Raw genomic sequence first — 18,363 nt, forward strand, 5'->3', positions numbered from 1 at the left:
CCGACAGCTAACGAGCTAACTCTGGTCGACCGCGATAGGAGACAGGCATGCAGTATCCGCCGTCTTGATTCTCGCAAAAAGCGTGTTAGTCTCAAATCAGTCTTGATTTGAAGTCAACAATGAGAACGTCCACCGATGAGCTGCTGGTGTTCGTCACCGTGATCGACAGCGGCTCGATTACAGCGGCGGCCGAAAAGCTGGGGCAGACCGTGTCCGGCGTGAGCCGCGCGCTCACGCGCCTCGAAGAGAAACTCGACACCACGCTGGTGCGGCGCACGACCCGCCGCCTGCAACTGACCGAAGAGGGCGAGGCGTTCCTGCAGCGCGCGAGGGCGATTCTCGACGCGATGGAAGAGGCCGAGGAATCCGTCGCCCGCGGACGCGAGCGGCCGTCGGGGCGCTTGCGGGTCGATGCGGCGTCGCCGTTCATGCTCCATTGCGTGGCGCCGCACATGACCGCGTTTTCGGCGCTGTATCCGGAGATTCGCCTGGAGCTGACCAGCAACGAACGGATCGTCGATCTGCTCGAACAGAAGGTGGACATCGCGATCCGGATCGGCGCGTTGCAGGATTCGACCTTGCATGCGCGCGCGCTGGGCAGCAGCAGGCTGCGGGTGCTCGCGAGCCCGGCGTATCTGGCTGAATATGGCGAGCCCAGAACGGTGGACGCGTTGCGCGCTCATCGCCTGATCGGCTTCACGGCGCCGGAGCATCTGAACCGCTGGCCGCTGCGCGAGGGCCGCAAGGGCAAGGCCGCGCCAATGAAGATCGAACCGGCAATCACCGCGTCGAGCGGCGAGACGCTGCGGCAGCTGGCGCTGTCGGGCTGGGGCATCGCCTGTCTCGCGGATTTCATGACCGCCGCCGACGTGCGCGACGAGCGCCTCGTGCCGATTCTCGGCAACGTGTTGATCGACGAGCGACAGCCGGTGAGCGCGGTGTATTACCAGAGCGCGTCGCTGGCGGGGCGCGTGCAGTGCTTTCTGGATTTCATCGCGGCGCGCGTGGAGCTTTAGCGGCGCGTGTCTCCTCGCGCTTCCCTTTTTGCGCTGCCGACATAGGCCCGCTGCCCGCACAGGCAGGCGGGTTTTTTTTGTCCGCAAGCGGCTCTCATGGCTCGCTTGAACCCGTGGGTCACCGGCCTCGCTCGCATGCGAGATGTTTTTGTCCACATAGCGCCGCGTGTTGTTAACGTGTATATACAACTTCACGAGCCGAACACAGCAAGCCCCTTCGCTTCGAACTGCTGTTCAAAACCGGAATTCACGGGATGAACAAGCGTGCTACGCCTTCATGTAATGGAAAATCCCTAGCCCGGAAGCTCTAAAAACAAGTTGTATATACAAGCCGGCGCCGCTAGACTTCATTGAAATTGTATAGACAGGACAACGACACCATGATTCTGACACCCGGCTACCTGACTCTCCCGCAACTGCGCCAGATCGCACGCAACCACGTCACACTGCAACTCGATCCCGCCAGCCACGCCGCCATCGACGCCTGCGCGCAAGCCGTTGCCGACATCGCCGCGAAGGGCGAGCCGGCCTACGGCATCAACACTGGCTTCGGGCGGCTCGCCAGCACGCACATCCCGCGCGACCAGCTCGAACTGCTGCAACGCAATCTGGTGCTGTCGCACGCGGTCGGCGTGGGCGAGCCGATGTCGCGTCCGGTCGTGCGTCTCTTGATCGCGCTGAAGCTGTCGAGCCTCGGCCGCGGCCACTCGGGCATCCGCCGCGAAGTGATGGAAGCGCTGATCACGCTGTACAACGCCGACGTGCTGCCGGTGATCCCGGTCAAGGGTTCGGTCGGCGCATCGGGCGACCTCGCGCCGCTCGCGCATATGTCGGCGGCGCTGCTCGGTGTCGGCGAAGTGTTCGCGAAGGGCGAGCGCATGCCCGCCACCGAAGGTCTTGCGTTGGTCGGCCTCAAGCCGCTCACGCTGCAAGCGAAGGAAGGCCTCGCGCTGCTCAACGGTACCCAGGCATCGACCGCGCTCGCTCTCTACAACATGTTCGCGATCGAAGACCTGTACCGCACCGCGCTGGTAGCCGGCGCGTTGTCGGTGGATGCGGCGATGGGTTCGGTCAAGCCGTTCGACGCACGCATTCACGAACTGCGCGGCCATCAAGGCCAGATCGACGCGGCGGCGTCTTATCGCTCGCTGTTGCAAGGCTCGGGCATCAACGTGTCGCACGCCGATTGCGACAAGGTGCAGGACCCGTACAGCCTGCGCTGCCAGCCGCAAGTGATGGGCGCGTGTCTCGACCAGATGCGCCACGCGGCTGACGTGCTGCTGCTCGAAGCCAACGCGGTCTCCGATAATCCGCTGATTTTCCCGGACACCGGCGAAGTGCTGTCGGGCGGCAACTTCCACGCCGAGCCGGTCGCGTTCGCCGCCGACAACCTCGCGCTGGCCGCCGCCGAAATCGGTGCGCTGGCCGAGCGCCGCATCGCGCTCCTGATCGACGCGACGCTGTCGGGCCTGCCGCCGTTCCTCGTGCGCGACGGCGGCGTGAATTCCGGCTTCATGATCGCTCACGTGACGGCTGCCGCGCTCGCGTCGGAAAACAAGACGCTCGCGCATCCGGCCTCGGTCGATTCGCTGCCGACCTCCGCGAACCAGGAAGACCACGTGTCGATGGCGACGTTCGCCGCGCGCAAGCTCGGCGACATCGCGGAAAACACCGCGAACATCCTGTCGATCGAACTGCTCGCCGCCGCGCAAGGCGTCGATCTGCGCGCGCCGCACAAGACCAGCCCCAGCCTGCAGAAGGCGATGGACGCGGTGCGCAAGGACGTCGCGCATTACGAACTCGATCACTACTTCGCGCCGGACATCGCGGCGGTCACGAAGCTCGTGCAGGACGGCACGATCGCGAAGCTGAGCCCGTTCTCGTTCGTGTCCGAACAGTAAGTGTCGAGTACGCGGATCACGCCAATGAACGCACCGGCTTATCAGGGCATCAAGGACTTCATCCTCGCGCGCATTCACGCGGGCGAATGGGCTGAAGGCGATCAGGTGCCCTCCGAAAATGAGCTTGCACGTGAATTCAACGTGGCGCGCATGACGGTCAACCGCGCGCTGCGCGAGTTGACCTCGGAGCAGGTGCTCACGCGCGTGCAGGGTTCGGGCACGTTCGTCGCGCGTCCCAAGTACGAGTCGACGCTGGTGGCGATCCGCAGCATCTCGGATGAAATCGTCGCGCGCGGTCATCGCTATCAGGCGAAGGTGCTGCACATCGGTGCGAGCATCGCCGACGAGGCGCTCGCCGAAGAGATGCAGGTGAGCGCGGGCAGTCCGGTGTTTCATTCGCGCGTGCTGCACTTCGAAAACGATGAGCCGGTGCAACTCGAAGAGCGCTGGGTCAATCCTGCGGTCGCGCCCGAATACGCGTTGCAGGACTTCACGAACACCACGCCGAACCATTATCTCGTGCGCGTCGCGCCGTTGCAGCGCGTCGAGTACCGGATCGAAGCGCTGGCGGCGGACGCCGACACGCGCGAACTGTTGACGATGGACGAACTGGAGCCTTGCCTCGTGCTGCATCGGCGCACGTGGTCGCAAAGCCAGGTCGCGTCGATCGCCAATCTGTGGCATCCCGGCAGCCGCTACCGCTTCACCGGCCATTTCTGATTACGCTTGTCCCGAATCATTTGCTGAATCTTTCCTGAACATCTCCAAGCCTTCCGAGGGCCACCATGAACAACCCGAAACACATCGACCCGCGACTCGACCCCACCCGCACGATCCGCGCACCGCGCGGTGCGGAAAAGACCTGCAAGACGTGGATCGCGGAAGCCGCGTACCGGATGATCCAGAATAATCTGGACCCCGAAGTGGCCGAGCATCCGCACGCGCTCGTCGTGTACGGCGGCATTGGTCGCGCGGCGCGCAACTGGGATTGCTTCGATCAGATTCTCCAGTCGCTGAAGGATCTGAACGAAGACGAGACGCTGCTGATTCAATCGGGCAAGCCGGTCGGCGTGTTTCGCACGCATGCGGACGCACCGCGCGTGCTGCTTGCCAATTCGAACCTGGTGCCGCATTGGGCGACGTGGGAACACTTCCACGAACTCGATCGCAAGGGTCTGATGATGTACGGGCAGATGACCGCGGGCAGCTGGATCTACATCGGCAGCCAGGGCATCGTGCAGGGCACCTACGAGACGTTCTTCTCGGTGGCGAACCAGCATTTCAACGGCGATCCGAAGGGCCGCTGGATTCTGACCGGCGGTCTCGGCGGGATGGGCGGCGCACAGCCGCTCGCGGCGACGATGGCCGGCTTCTCGATGATCGCGGTCGAATGCGACGAGACGCGCATTGACTTCCGTCTGAAGACGCGTTACGTCGACAAGAAAGCGAAGACGCTCGACGAAGCGCTTGCCATGCTTGAAGAAGCGAAGAAAGCAGGCAAGCCGGTGTCGATCGGCCTGCTCGGCAATGCAGCGGATGTGTTCGCGGAATGCGTGGCGCGCGGCATCACGCCGGATTGCGTGACCGACCAGACCAGCGCGCACGATCCGATTCACGGCTACCTGCCGCAAGGCTGGAGCGTCGAAGACTGGCGCGAGCGCATGAAGACCGCGCCGGATTCGATCGTCACGCCCGCCAAGCAGTCGATGGCCAAACAGGTGCAAGCGATGCTGACGCTGCAGGAACGCGGCACGGCCACGCTCGACTACGGCAACAACATCCGTCAGATGGCACTGGAAATGGGCGTCGAAAACGCGTTCGATTTCCCGGGCTTCGTGCCGGCGTATATCCGGCCGCTCTTCTGCGAAGGCAAGGGCCCGTTCCGCTGGGTCGCGCTGTCGGGAGACCCCGAGGACATCTACAAGACCGATGCGAAGGTCAAGGAACTGATCCCCGACGATCCGCATCTGCACAACTGGCTCGACATGGCGCGCGAACGCATCGCGTTCCAGGGCCTGCCGGCGCGGATCTGCTGGGTCGGCGTGAAGGATCGCTACCGTCTGGGCCAGGCGTTCAACGAGATGGTGAAGAACGGCGAGCTGAAGGCGCCGATCGTGATCGGCCGCGATCACCTCGACACCGGTTCGGTGGCGAGCCCGAATCGCGAAACCGAATCGATGAAGGACGGCTCGGACGCGGTCAGCGACTGGCCGCTGCTGAATGCGCTGCTGAACACCGCGGGCGGCGCGTCGTGGGTGTCGCTGCATCATGGCGGCGGGGTCGGCATGGGCTTCAGCCAGCACTCGGGCGTCGTGATCGTCGCGGACGGCAGCGACGCGGCGCAGCAGCGCCTGGGTCGCGTGCTGTTCAATGATCCGGCCACCGGCGTGATGCGTCATGCGGACGCCGGCTATGAACTCGCGCAGCAAACCGCGCGCGAGGCGGGCCTCAATCTGCCGATGCTGGGCCGTTGATCGTGTCGGTTGCCGGCAGGATGGCAACGCTCACGCTGATTCGCGGCGCCGACCTCGTGGCGGCGCCGTGGAAGAACGGCGGCGGCGTCACGCGGGAAGTGGCGGCGTTCCCCTCAAACGCAGGGCTTAACGATTTCGTGTGGCGCGTGAGCATCGCCGATGTCGCGCAAGCCGGACCGTTCTCGCGTTTCGAAGGCGTCGATCGCACGCTGGTGCTGTTGTCCGGCGCGGGGATGGTGCTCGACGAAACGGACGCCCCGAAGGAAGTCCCCTTGGGGGGCGGCGCGCACACGGTGAGATCGCATACGCTGACACAGGCGCTCGACATCGCGCGCTTTGACGGCGAGGCGCGGATCGACGCGCGGCTGATCCACGGCGCGACGCGCGACTTCAACCTGATGGTGCGGCGTGACGCGGCCCAGGGTGAGGTCGACGTGTGGCGCGGGCAATCGCAGCAAAGCACGCAGCACACATTGTCGGCGGACGTGGTGCTGCTGTTCTGCGCAAGCGGTTCGGTCACGCTCAAACCAGGCGACACGCAGGCACTGCAACTCGAAGCCGGCGACACGCTGCGCATCGACGCGCCGACCGCGCTGCGATGCGCGCTCGAAGGCGCGGGCGCGGTGCTCGCGATCAGCATCCGCTACACGCCACGATGACGACGACGCTTCGCGTGAGCGCCCAGCCGCTGCAAGGCGCGCGCACGCGAACCACCACAGACAACGCAACGAGCTGCAACGAGCACGCGATGAAGCAAACCGTCTGGCATCACCTGAAACTTTGCCCGCAGGGCGACCCTCAACACACCCTCGCCGATGCCGCGATCGCTGTCGAAGACGGCCGCATCGCATGGCTCGGCGCAGCTTCCGAATTACCTGCCCACTACGCCGCATGGCCACGCGAAGATCTGCACGGCGCGTGGGTGACGCCGGGCCTCGTCGATTGCCATACGCATCTGGTGTACGGCGGGCAGCGCGCGGACGAATTCGCGCAGCGCCTCGCCGGCGTCAGCTATGAAGAAATCGCGCGGCAGGGCGGCGGGATCGTCTCGACTGTGCGCGCCACGCGCGCCGCGGACGAAGCCTCGCTGTTCCGGCAAGCGTCCGCGCGGCTCGAACCGCTGCTGGCCGAAGGCGTGACGGCGATCGAAATCAAATCCGGCTACGGCCTCGATCTCGCCAGCGAGCGCAAGATGCTGCGCGTCGCGCGGCAGTTGGGCGAGCGCTATCCGGTGACGGTCTATACGACGTTTCTCGGCGCACACGCGTTGCCGCCGGAATTCGCGGGCCGCGCGGATGCGTACATCGATGAAGTCTGCAACACGATGCTGCCCGCGCTCGCTAGCGAAGGTCTGGTCGACGCGGTCGACGTCTTCTGCGAGCGCATCGGCTTTTCGCTGGAGCAAAGCGAGCGTGTTTTCAACGCCGCGCAACGCTACAAGCTGCCGGTGAAGATGCACGCCGAGCAGTTGTCGAACGGCGGCGGCACGGCGCTTGCCGCGCGCCATCGCGCGCTGTCCGCAGACCACCTCGAATTTCTCGACGAAGCCGGCGTAGCCGCGATGAAAGAGGCGGGCACGGTGGCCGTGTTGCTGCCGGGCGCGTACTACTTCATCCGCGAGACGCAATTGCCGCCGCTCGACTTGCTGCGGCGCTACGAAGTGCCGATCGCGATTTCGACCGATAGCAACCCCGGCACGTCGCCCGCGACGTCGTTGCTGCTGATGATGAACATGGCGACCACGCTGTTCCGCATGACCGTGCCCGAGGTGCTGCAAGGCGTAACGACCCACGCGGCGCGCGCACTAGGCAAAGCGGACACGCACGGCTCGCTGCAAGCCGGTCGTGCGGCCGATTTTGCGGTATGGTCGGTCGATTCGCTGGCCGAGCTGGCTTACTGGATTGGGCGTCCGCTGTGCGCGCGAGTCGTGCGTGCGGGCGAGACTGTTTATACGCGGCGTGAACTGAACCAAGACCCGAGCTAAGACCTGAGAGACGACTTAAGCGATGACACAATCAAATCAATCGCTGTTCGCCGAGCATGCGTACCTGCCGGATGGCTGGCGCCGCAACGTGCTGCTGGAGTGGGACGCGCACGGCACGCTGACGGCGGTCACGCCGGATACGCCGGCCGCGCCTGTGGGCGTGCGTAAAGCGGCCGGTCCGGTATTGCCTGGCATGCCGAATCTTCATTCGCACGCCTTCCAGCGCGCGATGGCCGGCCTCACCGAGTATCGCGCCGCTAGCGGCGCAGGCGCCACCGACAACTTCTGGAGCTGGCGCGACCTGATGTATCGCTTCGCCGCGCGCATCACGCCGGAAGGCCTCGCTAGCGTCGCGCAATGGCTGTACATCGAAATGCTGAAGGCGGGCTATACGTCGGTGTGCGAGTTCCACTACGTGCACCACGCGCAGGACGGCGGCCGTTACGCGAATTCGGCGGAGCTCGCGCAACGTGTGGTGGATGCGGCGTCGGCGAGCGGCATCGGCATGACGATGCTGCCGGTGTTGTATCAGTACAGCGGCTTCGGCTCGCGCGCGCCGCGCGACGATCAGCGGCGCTTCATCAACACACCGGAAAGCCTGCTCGATCTGCTCGGCACGCTGCGCGCGGCGCGTCCCGAGAGCGCCGCGCTGCGCTACGGCGTGGCCCCGCATTCGCTGCGCGCGGTCTCGGCGGAGTCGTTGCGCGTGCTGCTCGGCGGCATCGGCGCCGACGCGCCCGTGCATATCCATATCGCCGAACAGACCGCCGAGGTCGACGCGTGCGTCGAAACCGAAGGCGCGCGGCCGGTGCAATGGCTGCTGGATCGTTTCGATGTCGACAGCCGCTGGTGCCTCGTGCACGCGACGCACGTCGATGCGAACGAAACGCTGGCGCTCGCGAAGAGCGGCGCGGTGGCCGGCTTGTGCCTGACCACCGAAGCCAATCTCGGCGACGGCATCTTCCCGGCACAAGAATACCTGGACGCGCAAGGGCGCATCGGCGTGGGCTCGGATAGCCATATCGGCGTCGACTGGCGCGCCGAATTGCGGCTGCTCGAATACGGCCAGCGTCTGACCCGCCGGCAGCGCAATGTGCTGGCGTCGGCGCACGCCACGCATGTCGCGGACCGTCTGTTCGACGCCGCGCTCGACGGCGGCGCGCACGCCACCGGCCGCGCGGTCGGCGCATTGCAGGCCGGGCGCCGGGCGGACTGGCTCGTGCTCGACGCCGATCATCCGAGCATCGCCGGGCACGCGAGCGAGGCGTGGCTGTCGGGCGTTGTATTCTGCGAGCACGGCGACACGCCGATTCGCGATGTCTATGCGGGCGGCGACAAGGTCGTCGACAACCGCCGGCATCGCGATGAAGAGGGCGCTTACGCGCGCTATCGCGCGGCGCTCGTCGAGCTGCTCAAATGAGCGCACATGACCTGCTGAACTGATCCTTCGATCCCTTTGATTCCGGACTGACATGACTGCATTGAACACTCCGCCGGTTTTCTCGCTGCATCAGGGAAGCCTGCCGTTGCTGATCTCGATCCCGCATCTGGGCACGCAGATCCCCGCCGACATCGCCGCGACGATGACCCCGGTCGCGCAACGCACCGACGATTGCGACTGGCATCTGGACCGTCTCTACGGGTTCGCCAGACGGATGGGCGCATCGATTCTCGCGCCGGCCTACGCGCGCTACGTGATCGATCTGAACCGTCCGCCCGATGGTGCGAACCTCTACCCGGGGCAGGACACGACCGGTCTGTTGCCGGTCGACACGTTCGACAAGGAGCCCTTGTATCTCGACGGCCATCTGCCGGACGACGCCGAAATCGCGCGCCGGCGCGATGCGTACTGGAGGCCGTATCACGACGCGCTGACCGGTGAACTCGCGGCGCTCAAGGCGAAGCACGGCAAGGTGCTGCTGTGGGAAGCGCATTCGATCCGCTCGCATGTGCCGCGTTTCTTCGACGGGCGTCTGCCGGATTTCAACTTCGGCACGTCGAATGGCGCGAGCGCGGTGGCCGGTGTGGCCGAGGAACTGGCCGCGCTGGTCGAGCGGCATGGCGGCTATACGGCGGTCGCCAATGGACGCTTCAAGGGCGGCTACATCACGCGGCAATACGGGCAGCCCGCGCAAGGCGTGCATGCGGTGCAACTCGAGTTGTCGCAGATCACGTATATGGAAGAGCAACTGCCGTATGCGTATGACGAAACGCTGGCCGCGAAGGTCGAGCCTTTGCTTGAAGCGCTCGTGACGACGGCGTTGGAGCGCGTGAAGGCGGCCTGACAGGGCCTGCCCTTCAGGAGGCGCCTGAAGGCGCAACCTGAAAGCCCTATGACAGGCGCAAGAGGCAGCACCGCCGCTGCCGTTGAACTCATCTCTTTACCGCGCGGTTCACTCATGGGCTTGTGCGCAAGCACATCTCCGCGTCGGCTCACACCGCAAAGGTGTAACAGCATGTGTCCGTGATTGCGTGCCGCCTATTTCGCGCGGAACGTAGTGAGCGTCGAACGAGTCTGTGCGCGCCGTGTTGCATCCAACTCCGAGTGCCAAAAAAAAGCCCCGCATTGGCGGGGCTTTGCGATGCGTGCCATGCCCGTGGGGCACGGCATCACCACCATTAATGGCAGCGCTTTTCCCAGTGATGATGCACACGCACCTTGTGGCATTCCTGATGATGCTCATAAGCTTGTGCGGGAGCGATCGCGCTCAGGGTAACGACGGCTGCGGCAACGGCGAGAACGATTTTCTTCATTACAAAACCCTTAAGTCAATGTTGTGGAGCTACCGATCCAGCACGGGGCGTGCCGCATCGGCATAGAAGGATGCCACATTGCGCGCGTCGTGCGTAGGAACACTGCGGGGATGCGTGTGTCAATGCAACACACGGCATGTCGCGAGCGCTGGTAGATGGGCGCGAGCGCGCGCTAGCGTGTATTTTCGACACATCAGCGAGCGGATACGCCAACGGGCACGCCGGGATTGCGCGCCATGCGGCGAAGCGGCTACCCTTTCAAAACGATGACGTGCGCAAGCGTGCCATCACGACATCGGGCAAAAAGATGGAAGACCCAGCGATGGAAGATTCCGACGAATTGCTGCTGCTCCCGGTCTGGCGAGCAAACCTGGTGCTGCTGACCCGCGAGGTCGGCGCTGCGACCCGTCTCGCGCGCATGATGACCTTCTCCGCGAGCTACCTGAAACTGATGCTGTCCGGTCAGCGGGAATTCAGCGAGGAATTCGTGCGCGGGATCGAAGCGGTCACGGGCTTGCCCGGGGGCTGGATGAACGTGTCGCACACCGAGCACGACATTCCACCCAACGCGCGCGAGGCGATCGACAACGAACAGCCGCTCGCGCGCTTTCGCGGCACCGCGCATCCGGTGCGCAAGAAGACGGTGCTGCGTCCGCCCGAGCCGATCTTCGGTCAGTCGGGGCCCAGACGCGTCGAGGAAGAGACGCTCGACGTCGAAGCGCATCGGCGCCAGGTGCACTTTCGCAAGGTCCGCGAGCTGGCGATTCAGGAAGTGCGGCGCTTCGAGCGGCATCTGAGTCACGCGCCGGTGGAGTTGTCGTCGATGCGCGCGAAGGTGGAGGAGGTGATCGCCGCGGCCGATCTCGACGACCCGATCCAGGCGGATCTCGCGGGCCGGCTGGAGCAGATCGAGAAACATCGCCATTTGCTGCTCAGGCATGTGGAGCGGCTGCAGGCGCTGCTGGGACAGATCGGGGAACAGGATTGACGAGGACGGCGAGGGACGGGCTGCCGCCGGGCGGTTCAGCCGCTTCGCCGGCTTAAGCCGCGCCAACCGATCGAACTGCGCCAGCCGATCGAACCGCGCCAGCCACTCCAGCCGTTTCAACCGTTTCAACCGCTTCAACCGCCCGCCCGATCACCCTCATCGCGCCGCTCACGCGCCCCGGCGCCGCGCATGAAACTCGGCCTCCAGCGTCCACGTCACGCCGTCCGGCGCGAGCGCGACACCGGTCCAGCGGAACGAGTCGCGCGTGATGTCGGTGAAATTCCAGCGGATCGGCGTGCCGTCGGCATGCGTGCCGATCTGCACCAGATCGTTGCCGATGCGCCGGCCTCTCAGCTCATCGCGCTGACCTGTCAGCGGATTGATATAGGTGACGCGCCACACGCGCAGCGCCGCGTCCCAGACGCGCAACGTGGTGCCGTACATCGCGAGGTCCGCGTCGCCTGCATTGCCGTCGCCGGCGGGACCGCTGCGCGGCGGCATGATCCACACGTCCTGCACGGCGCGGCCTTCCAGCACCCAGCCGAAATGAATCTCGCCGCGCCGCGGCGCGTGCCGCAGATCGACGCGGTAATGCACCACGTCCATGTCCCAACTGCCGATCAGCCAGCCGTACAGATCGTCGGCGGCGGCGATGTCGGCGGCGCGCGCGGGCGCGCTCAATGCGGTGAGGAAGCCGCCGGCGAGGTCGGTTTCAAGTCTGTTCATCGTAGATGCTCCGTGGGCTCAAAGTCGGATCGACATCGACGGCACTGGCCGAACCGCACCCGCCGCCGATGTGCTAAAACCACGATACGGACTCAGCCGAGGTGCATCTTGGGGAAAATTGCCGTCACGTTGCAGCAGGCGCTCGCGCGGCGCGACCGGGACGGCGCGCGCGGCGCCACAAGCGCGCGTGCGCTCGCGCAAGGCGCGGGCTGGGACGCCGCGGATCTGCTTTGCACGTTCGGCCCGGGCGACCAGCCGTTCGAGGAACGGCACGCGGGCGTATGCATCGCGATGGTGGTGGCCGGCTCGTTCGACTATCGCGCTGCGCCGGGCCGCGAATTGCTCACGGCCGGCGCGCTGCTGCTCGGCAACACGGGCGAGTGCTTCGAGTGCGGGCATCGGCACGGGGCGGGCGACCGCTGCATTGCGTTTCACTACACGCCGGCTTACTTCGAGCGGCTTGCCGCGGATGCGGGCCTGGCGAGCGCCGGTCAGTTGAATTTCAGACGCGCGCGCATCCCGCCGCAGCGCGTGTTGTCGCCGCTGATCGCGCGGGCCTGCGCGGGCGCGCAAGCGGATGACGCCAGCGCAGCCGGGTGGGATGAGCTGGCCGTCGAACTGGCTGCCGTGACGCTGCGAGCGGCCGGAGCGTCGACGCGCGCTGACGCGGCCGCGAGCGGCCCGGCCGGCGCTCTCGCAACCTCGCGCGTCGCGCAGGTCGTGCGCCTGATCGACGACACGCCCGGCGCGCCGCATACGCTGACGAGTCTCGCCGCCGCAGCGGGCTTGAGCGAGTTCTACTTCCTGCGCACGTTCCAGCGCGTGACCGGCGTGACGCCGCATCAATATCTGTTGCGCGCGCGCTTGCGGGCCGCGGCGCTGCGCCTTCAGGACGGCGGCGCGAAGATCGTCGATCTCGCGCTCGACTGCGGCTTTAACGATCTGTCGAATTTCAATCACGCGTTTCGCGCGGAGTTTGCCGCGAGCCCGCGTGCGTGGCGTGCGCGGGGCAGGGCGCACCGCTCATGACGGGCAGGGTTGCGTTCGTCGCACTGGCCGCTGCTTTGACGCTAGGCGCACATGCCGCCTTCAGCTTCGCCGACGACGACGCGTCGGCCACCACCAGCGACGACAGCGCGCCATCGACGATGGAGCGCGACGTCCACCTGTTCACGATCCAGAAAGACGGCTCGATCGAGGAGCACGACGACACGGTGTTGCGGGCCAATACCGCGAGCGGCGTCGATGACATCGCGCAACGCTATGTGTGGTTCAACAAGGACATCGAACAGGTGCAGTTGCTCGCCGCCGAAACGATCGACCCGAACGGTGCCGTGCATCCGGTCGGCCCCGAGGCGATCCGCGACGTGCAGGAGCCGCGCTCGGCCGGCGCGCCGAGTTTCGAGGACGGCGTGTTGCGCACGGTGATCTTCCCCGGCGTGGCACCCGGCTCGCGCGTGCATCTGGCGTTTCGCAAGACCCGCGCGAAGCCGTTGCAGGCGGGCACCTTCGCGTATCTGGTCGAGCCGACGCGCGAACCCGTCGGGCAGCAACGGCTGATCTTCGACCTGCCCGCCGATGTGCCGCTCTATGCCGACGCGCGCGGCTACGTCGCCGTGCCGCCGGTGACGGCCAACGGGCGGACGCGCTACGAGTTCGACTACCGGCACGGTCCCTATGCGCCGCTCGAAGTGGGCGCGGTCGGCTACGCGAACTGGGGCGATCGACTGATGGTGTCGACGGTGCCGGATTTCGCGAGCTTCGCCGCGCGTTATCGCGGACCCGCCGTCGACGCGACGATGGACGATCCCGCGATCGTCCAGCTCGCGCAGAGCCTGACCACCGGCGCCGCCGATCCGCGCGCGAAAGCGCAGGCGCTGTATGACTGGATGCGTCTGAACATCCGCTACGTCGCGCTGTTTCTCGGCGAGACGGCGGCGATCCCGCACAAGGCGATCGACATCCTGCGCAACCGCTATGGCGACTGCAAGGATCACGTCGCGCTGTACAGCGCGCTGCTGGCCGCGGTCGGGATTCGCAGCGAGGCGGTGCTGCTCAATCTCGGGCCGTACTACAGCTTGCCGGACGTGCCCGGTTACGGCGCGAGCGCGATCAATCACGCGATTATCTGGATTCCTGAGTTGTCGCTGTTCGCGGATACGACGGCGGGCGGCATGGCCTTCGGCTATCTGTCGCCGGGCGTGATGGACCGACCCGTGCTGCTGGTCGGCCAAGGCGTGTTGGCGCGTACGCCCGCCACGCAAGTGCGCGAGCGCACCGCGCGCCTGCAGATCGAGATCGATGAAAGCGGCGCGGCGAACTACGCTTACCGCGTCGAGGACGCCGGCTACACCGCGGAGCTCGAGCGCAATACGTTTCGACGCTCGACGCGGCAGCGCGCGCAGCAGATCGCGGCCAACCGTCTATTGCAGACCGGCTTGCACGGCACCGCGCAGTTGAGCACCGACGACGTGGCCGCGACGAGCGGACCCTTCGCCACGTCGACGCAGGGAAGCGTCGCGCACTTCGTGTGGCGCGACGGCACGACCGCGGTGCCGGTGCTGACGAGCCTGTCCGGCGGCATGGGTTCGCAGGTGCAGACGTGGCTCGCCGAGCCGGCGCGGACGCAACCGTGGGCGTGCATCGGCGGCGAGTTCGACGAGACGCTGGAAATGACGCTGCCGCGCTTTGTCCGCGTGACCGATTTGCCCACTGATACGGCGGTGCAGGACCGTTTTCTGACGTTCTCTTCGCGCTACGTGTTCGATCCCGCGACGCGGACGTTGCAGGTCAGCCGGCACCTGCGCGCCGCGTTCGGGCATCAGATGTGTGCCGCCGAAGAATTCGCCGATATGAAGGACGACCTCGTGCGGATCGAGCGTGATCTCGACGCGCAGCTGGTGGTCAAGGTCGCCAGCGCGAAGTAATATCAGCGGCCCTGGCCGCGCAGAGACCAGGGCCGCACGCGGCTTAAGCTTAGGTGCCGCTCTTCGTCACGACCGGCACCCAGGCGCCGTTCTTCACCTGATACAGCGTGGACGCGCCGCTCTTCAACGCGCCCGTGTTGTCGAACGAGATCTTGCCGGTCACGCCGTCGAAATCAATCGCTTTCAGCACGGGCCGATACGTCGCCGGCGAACTCGACCTGGCCTGCTGCATCGCCTTGATCGCAGCCCACGCGCCGTCATAGCCGAACGGCGCATAAGACAGGATGTCCTCGCCGTAGCGCTTCTTGTACTTCGCGGAGAAGTCCTTGCCGCCCGGCAACTGCGCTAGCGGACGGCCGTACTCCCAGGCCATCACGCCGTCGGCCGCGTCGCCGGCGAGCTTGATGAAGTCCGGGTCCATCACGCCGCCGCCGCCCACGAGTTGCGCGTTCAGGCCCAACTGCTTCATGCGCCGCGCGAAGCCGGCCGCCTGGTTGTCCAGTCCGCCGAAGAACACGAGGTCCGCGTTGGTCCCCTTGATCTTGGTGATCTGCGTGCTGAAGTCCACGGCGTGATTGTCGGTGTATTCGCGCGCGACGATGGTGCCGCCGTGCGCCTTCACCGCCTTCTCGAACTCGTCGGCTTCGCCCTGGCCGAATGCGGTCCGGTCGTCGATGATCGCGATGCGCCTGGCCTTGGTCACGTCGACCGCATAGGCGCCCGCGTTGCCGGCGTTCTGGCCGTCGGTGGAGATCACCATGAAGGTGTTCGCAAAGCCGCGGCCGGTGATGATCGGATTGGTGGCGGCCGGGTCGATCACCGGAATGCCGGCCTGTTCATACACCTGCGACGCGGGAATCGTCGTGCCCGAATTGAAGTGGCCCACCACCACCGCGACGCCCGAGTCGACCAGCTTCTGCGCGGCCTGCACGCCGATGCGCGGGTCGGCCTGGTCGTCCTGCGAGACGAGCGCGAATTGCGCCACCTTGTCGCCGATCTTGATCTTCTGCGCGTTGGCCTCATCGATCGCGAGCCGGACGCCGTTCTCCAGGTCCTTGCCATAGCCAGCATTGGCGCCGGTCAAGGGCGCGGCAAAGCCGATCTTCACCGGCAGGTCGTCGGCGAAACTGGCGAGCGGCGTAATTGCGAAGATGGCGCCAACGAACATGGCAAGCGGTTTCAGCGTGTTGTGAACACTCATGGTCTCTCCTTCCATCGACAGTTCAGTGAGAAAGCGGCAAGACAGTAACGCTGATCGACACGCGAGCCGAGGGTTCGCCTCGCGCGTATCGAGAGACTACGAATGATTGGTCGCCATAAACAATGCTGGAATACGCTCAGTAACGCCTGGCTGCATTGATGTGCGGTCAATCTGGCGCGAATATAGAAAGCCAATTTGCCGCCGTCTTGGCAATTCGAGGCGTTTTGGATGAGCATTTCGGCACAGGCCGCGCGGCGGCCCGGCGGCAGGCTGGCGGCGTGCTAGCTGGCGGGGCGGACGTGCCGCCGCGTGGGGTGCGGATTGCGGCACATGCTTAAGAGCAGCCGGCGCGGGTACGCCGGGCGGATTGTTCGTTTGGTTTTCGACTATTGACCACGGGAATTGCGGTGGCCGTGAGCTTCATGAAATGCCTTCGCGCCGAGGGGCTTCGTGATGGCGAAGCCTCTGTCAGCGACGCGTCAAGCCACGGTCGTCAACGCTCGCCTTGCTGGCGCAACAACTCTTCTCGCAGACGCAGCAGCGGCGCTTTGGTGTCCTCGTCGGCCCAGGTATCGAGATCGTCGATCGCGCGCTGGCAGCCGTCGAGCACCAGATCGAGATCCACCGGCACGCCGTTGTTCAGCGCGAATTCGATGGTCTCGGCGAACTGCTGGCACTCGTCCTCGCCGTACGAGATGTCGAGGTTGTCAGCGATCACCTCGGCAATGTTGCTGCGTGCCCGGTCGTCGGGCGTCACCATCTCGACGATGCCGCGCGCGACCGCTGGCGAGTAATACAACGCGATGTCGAGCCATTGCGCCGGATCGAAATCGGCCTGGTCGAACTGGTTCTCGAAGTACTCGATCGCTTCCTGTTCGTGTGCTTCGTCAGCGTCGACGCTGATGCACAACTGCTCGAAAAATTCTTCCCGCTCGCTGCGGATATAACCGTCCATCGATGCCTCGTCTGCTGAATGCCGGATGCCAGAAATTGCCAGATGGACGGGCGGCTGCCTCGTCCACGCGGCACGCATTATAGGACGGCTGGCTGACGACGCGGCCGCCGGGCGCGTGACGGATTGCGCGCCCGGCGCGTAACAGTGCCTTCCTGTTGCGGGGGATTTTCCGTCGTGCGCTGGTCGTTAGACTGCGCTTGACCTTTCGGGTCGAGTCAATCGGAGAATCATGATGAGGGCAGTTTGATACCGTTGTGTGTCGGCATGCTGGGCGCGGCGATGTCTGGAGCGGGGCCGGCGGATTCGGCGCGGGCCGCGGGCTTGACGCGGGTGGAAGTGCTCGCCGAACTGGCCGACTATCAGAGCGTCGGCTACCGGGTGAGCGAATGCCAGCTAGAAATACGAATGCCGGTCAATGCCGGCACGACGCCATACCCCTAAGCCGTCTCCGCCACCCACGCATCGAACCACTCGCGCGGCTGCGCGATTTCATTCTGCGCGGCCACCAGCTCCAACTCATAACGTCCGGCCTGCCACGTCGTCTTGACCACCGCGTTCACCGCAGCCAGCGTGTGCTCGAAAGCCGCGCGAATCGAATCCCCGAGCAGCGTGCGCGCGACGAACACCGCGCTCGTCAGATCGCCGACCCCGACCGGTTGCCGTGCGAACGGATAGAGCGGACGTTGCCCCATCCACGCCTCGCGTTCGGTGACGACCAGCATGTTGAAGCGGTCGGCGGGACTGTTGCGGTCGAGCAGATGTTTGACCAGCAGCAGCTTCGGCCCGCGCGCGATCACTTCGCGGCACGCCGTCACGGCTTCTTCGAGCGTCTCGATCTCGCGGCCCACCAGCCGCTGCAATTCGATGTGGTTCGGCGCCATCGCGTCGGCCACTTGCGGCATGGTGCGCACGAGAAACTCCTGGATGCCCGGCTCGACCTTGCAGCCGCTCGCGGCGCCCATCACCGGATCGCAGAAGTACCAGGCGCGCGGATTGGCGGCCTTCACGGCCGTCACGATCTCCACTACCGACTGCGCCTGCTCGGGTGTGCCCAGATAGCCGGAGAGCACGGCGTCGCAGCGCGGCAGCATGCCGATCGCGCCGATGCCTTCCACCAGTTCTTCCATCTGCGACGCGTCGATCGCGCTGCCGGTCCAATGACCGTATTGCGTGTGATTCGAGAACTGCACGGTATTGAGCGGCCAGACATTGACGCCGAGCCGGCGCATCGGAAACACGGCCGCGCTGTTGCCGGCGTGTCCGAAGACGACATGTGACTGGATGCTCAGAACGTTTTTCGTCATGGTATGGCCCGCGCAACCGGTGATGCGCGATCAAAAGAAGCGGGAAGGTGCGCCGCGCCAGGGATCAGAGGTCGGCTCGTCGCCGCGCGGCAGGACTGCTTTCAGATGGTGCAAGAAAAATGCGCGCTTTGCA

17 protein-coding genes are annotated in these 18,363 nt (G+C 65.5%); 12 read left to right on the top strand and 5 right to left on the bottom strand.

Features of this window, described 5'->3' with window-relative positions:
- Positions 1-119: 119 nt before the first annotated feature.
- From P0D89_RS21735 to hutG, 8 genes are all read left to right on the top strand, one after another.
- Positions 120-1,016: a LysR substrate-binding domain-containing protein gene (locus tag P0D89_RS21735; RefSeq protein WP_408362861.1), complete on the top strand. Its 897-nt coding sequence runs from the start codon at positions 120-122 to the stop codon at positions 1,014-1,016.
- Positions 1,017-1,396: 380 nt separating this feature from the next.
- Positions 1,397-2,917 carry a histidine ammonia-lyase gene (hutH, locus tag P0D89_RS21740; protein ID WP_408362863.1) on the top strand — a complete coding sequence of 507 codons (1,521 nt, stop codon included), beginning with the start codon at positions 1,397-1,399 and terminating at the stop codon, positions 2,915-2,917.
- 24 nt (positions 2,918-2,941) lie between these two features.
- Positions 2,942-3,637, top strand: coding sequence for a histidine utilization transcriptional repressor HutC (gene hutC / locus P0D89_RS21745; protein ID WP_408362865.1), 696 nt, complete (start codon positions 2,942-2,944; stop codon positions 3,635-3,637).
- A 65-nt stretch (positions 3,638-3,702) separates the two neighbouring features.
- Positions 3,703-5,391, top strand: coding sequence for a urocanate hydratase (gene hutU / locus P0D89_RS21750; RefSeq protein WP_408362867.1), 1,689 nt, complete (start codon positions 3,703-3,705; stop codon positions 5,389-5,391).
- 20 nt (positions 5,392-5,411) lie between these two features.
- Positions 5,412-6,050 carry a HutD/Ves family protein gene (locus P0D89_RS21755; RefSeq protein ID WP_408362869.1) on the top strand — a complete coding sequence of 213 codons (639 nt, stop codon included), beginning with the start codon at positions 5,412-5,414 and terminating at the stop codon, positions 6,048-6,050.
- Positions 6,051-6,139: 89 nt separating this feature from the next.
- Positions 6,140-7,375: an imidazolonepropionase gene (gene hutI / locus P0D89_RS21760; RefSeq protein ID WP_408377178.1), complete on the top strand. Its 1,236-nt coding sequence runs from the start codon at positions 6,140-6,142 to the stop codon at positions 7,373-7,375.
- Between the two features lie 22 nt (positions 7,376-7,397).
- The gene (locus P0D89_RS21765; protein WP_408362873.1) at positions 7,398-8,795 is read left to right on the top strand and encodes a formimidoylglutamate deiminase; all 1,398 of its coding nucleotides are present in this window, start codon (positions 7,398-7,400) and stop codon (positions 8,793-8,795) included.
- Between the two features lie 52 nt (positions 8,796-8,847).
- Positions 8,848-9,660: an N-formylglutamate deformylase gene (gene hutG, locus P0D89_RS21770; RefSeq protein WP_408362875.1), complete on the top strand. Its 813-nt coding sequence runs from the start codon at positions 8,848-8,850 to the stop codon at positions 9,658-9,660.
- Positions 9,661-9,994: 334 nt separating this feature from the next.
- Here the strand turns inward: hutG and P0D89_RS21775 are convergent, their stop codons facing one another.
- A complete protein-coding gene (locus P0D89_RS21775; protein WP_408230919.1) occupies positions 9,995-10,129 on the bottom strand; it encodes a hypothetical protein in 135 nt (44 codons plus the stop codon).
- A 322-nt stretch (positions 10,130-10,451) separates the two neighbouring features.
- Here P0D89_RS21775 and P0D89_RS21780 point away from each other — a divergent pair, with 322 nt between their 5' ends.
- Positions 10,452-11,117 carry a hypothetical protein gene (locus P0D89_RS21780; protein WP_408362877.1) on the top strand — a complete coding sequence of 222 codons (666 nt, stop codon included), beginning with the start codon at positions 10,452-10,454 and terminating at the stop codon, positions 11,115-11,117.
- A gap of 168 nt (positions 11,118-11,285) precedes the next feature.
- Here P0D89_RS21780 and P0D89_RS21785 read toward each other — a convergent pair whose 3' ends face one another.
- Entirely contained in the window at positions 11,286-11,843 is a 558-nt protein-coding gene (locus P0D89_RS21785) for a hypothetical protein (protein ID WP_408362879.1), read from the bottom strand.
- 108 nt (positions 11,844-11,951) lie between these two features.
- On the opposite strand from P0D89_RS21785, the gene P0D89_RS21790 reads away from it, so the two are divergent.
- Complete coding sequence (locus P0D89_RS21790) at positions 11,952-12,872, top strand: helix-turn-helix transcriptional regulator (protein ID WP_408362881.1); 921 nt, start codon at positions 11,952-11,954, stop codon at positions 12,870-12,872.
- Positions 12,869-14,770: a DUF3857 domain-containing transglutaminase family protein gene (locus P0D89_RS21795; protein ID WP_408362883.1), complete on the top strand. Its 1,902-nt coding sequence runs from the start codon at positions 12,869-12,871 to the stop codon at positions 14,768-14,770. Before P0D89_RS21790 ends, P0D89_RS21795 begins: the two co-directional genes overlap by 4 nt.
- Before the next feature lie 49 nt (positions 14,771-14,819).
- Here the strand turns inward: P0D89_RS21795 and P0D89_RS21800 are convergent, their stop codons facing one another.
- Together P0D89_RS21800 and P0D89_RS21805 are read right to left on the bottom strand one after the other, a co-directional pair.
- Positions 14,820-15,971 (bottom strand): branched-chain amino acid ABC transporter substrate-binding protein, encoded by a 1,152-nt coding sequence (locus P0D89_RS21800; RefSeq protein ID WP_408362885.1) that lies wholly within the window; start codon positions 15,969-15,971, stop codon positions 14,820-14,822.
- A gap of 493 nt (positions 15,972-16,464) precedes the next feature.
- Positions 16,465-16,926 (bottom strand): hypothetical protein, encoded by a 462-nt coding sequence (locus P0D89_RS21805; RefSeq protein ID WP_149672765.1) that lies wholly within the window; start codon positions 16,924-16,926, stop codon positions 16,465-16,467.
- Positions 16,927-17,169: 243 nt separating this feature from the next.
- On the opposite strand from P0D89_RS21805, the gene P0D89_RS21810 reads away from it, so the two are divergent.
- A complete protein-coding gene (locus P0D89_RS21810) occupies positions 17,170-17,367 on the top strand; it encodes a DUF4148 domain-containing protein (protein ID WP_408362887.1) in 198 nt (65 codons plus the stop codon).
- Here P0D89_RS21810 and pdxY read toward each other — a convergent pair.
- Entirely contained in the window at positions 17,364-18,230 is an 867-nt protein-coding gene (pdxY, locus tag P0D89_RS21815) for a pyridoxal kinase PdxY (RefSeq protein WP_408362889.1), read from the bottom strand. The two genes, P0D89_RS21810 and pdxY, sit on opposite strands and share 4 nt — an antisense overlap.
- Positions 18,231-18,363 lie beyond the last annotated feature (133 nt).

The sequence above is a fragment of the Paraburkholderia sp. RL18-085-BIA-A genome, assembly GCF_046027075.1.
Lineage (GTDB): Bacteria > Pseudomonadota > Gammaproteobacteria > Burkholderiales > Burkholderiaceae > Paraburkholderia.

Coding starts and splice junctions, on each gene's coding strand:
- P0D89_RS21735 (WP_408362861.1), top strand. CDS start 120: ATGAGAACGTCCACCGATGAGCTGCTGGTGTTCGTCACCGTGATCGAC.
- P0D89_RS21805 (WP_149672765.1), bottom strand. CDS start 16,926: ATGGACGGTTATATCCGCAGCGAGCGGGAAGAATTTTTCGAGCAGTTG.
- pdxY (WP_408362889.1), bottom strand. CDS start 18,230: ATGACGAAAAACGTTCTGAGCATCCAGTCACATGTCGTCTTCGGACAC.
- hutH (WP_408362863.1), top strand. CDS start 1,397: ATGATTCTGACACCCGGCTACCTGACTCTCCCGCAACTGCGCCAGATC.
- P0D89_RS21765 (WP_408362873.1), top strand. CDS start 7,398: ATGACACAATCAAATCAATCGCTGTTCGCCGAGCATGCGTACCTGCCG.
- P0D89_RS21795 (WP_408362883.1), top strand. CDS start 12,869: ATGACGGGCAGGGTTGCGTTCGTCGCACTGGCCGCTGCTTTGACGCTA.
- hutU (WP_408362867.1), top strand. CDS start 3,703: ATGAACAACCCGAAACACATCGACCCGCGACTCGACCCCACCCGCACG.
- P0D89_RS21755 (WP_408362869.1), top strand. CDS start 5,412: ATGGCAACGCTCACGCTGATTCGCGGCGCCGACCTCGTGGCGGCGCCG.
- hutC (WP_408362865.1), top strand. CDS start 2,942: ATGAACGCACCGGCTTATCAGGGCATCAAGGACTTCATCCTCGCGCGC.
- hutG (WP_408362875.1), top strand. CDS start 8,848: ATGACTGCATTGAACACTCCGCCGGTTTTCTCGCTGCATCAGGGAAGC.
- P0D89_RS21800 (WP_408362885.1), bottom strand. CDS start 15,971: ATGAGTGTTCACAACACGCTGAAACCGCTTGCCATGTTCGTTGGCGCC.
- hutI (WP_408377178.1), top strand. CDS start 6,140: ATGAAGCAAACCGTCTGGCATCACCTGAAACTTTGCCCGCAGGGCGAC.
- P0D89_RS21780 (WP_408362877.1), top strand. CDS start 10,452: ATGGAAGATTCCGACGAATTGCTGCTGCTCCCGGTCTGGCGAGCAAAC.
- P0D89_RS21775 (WP_408230919.1), bottom strand. CDS start 10,129: ATGAAGAAAATCGTTCTCGCCGTTGCCGCAGCCGTCGTTACCCTGAGC.
- P0D89_RS21785 (WP_408362879.1), bottom strand. CDS start 11,843: ATGAACAGACTTGAAACCGACCTCGCCGGCGGCTTCCTCACCGCATTG.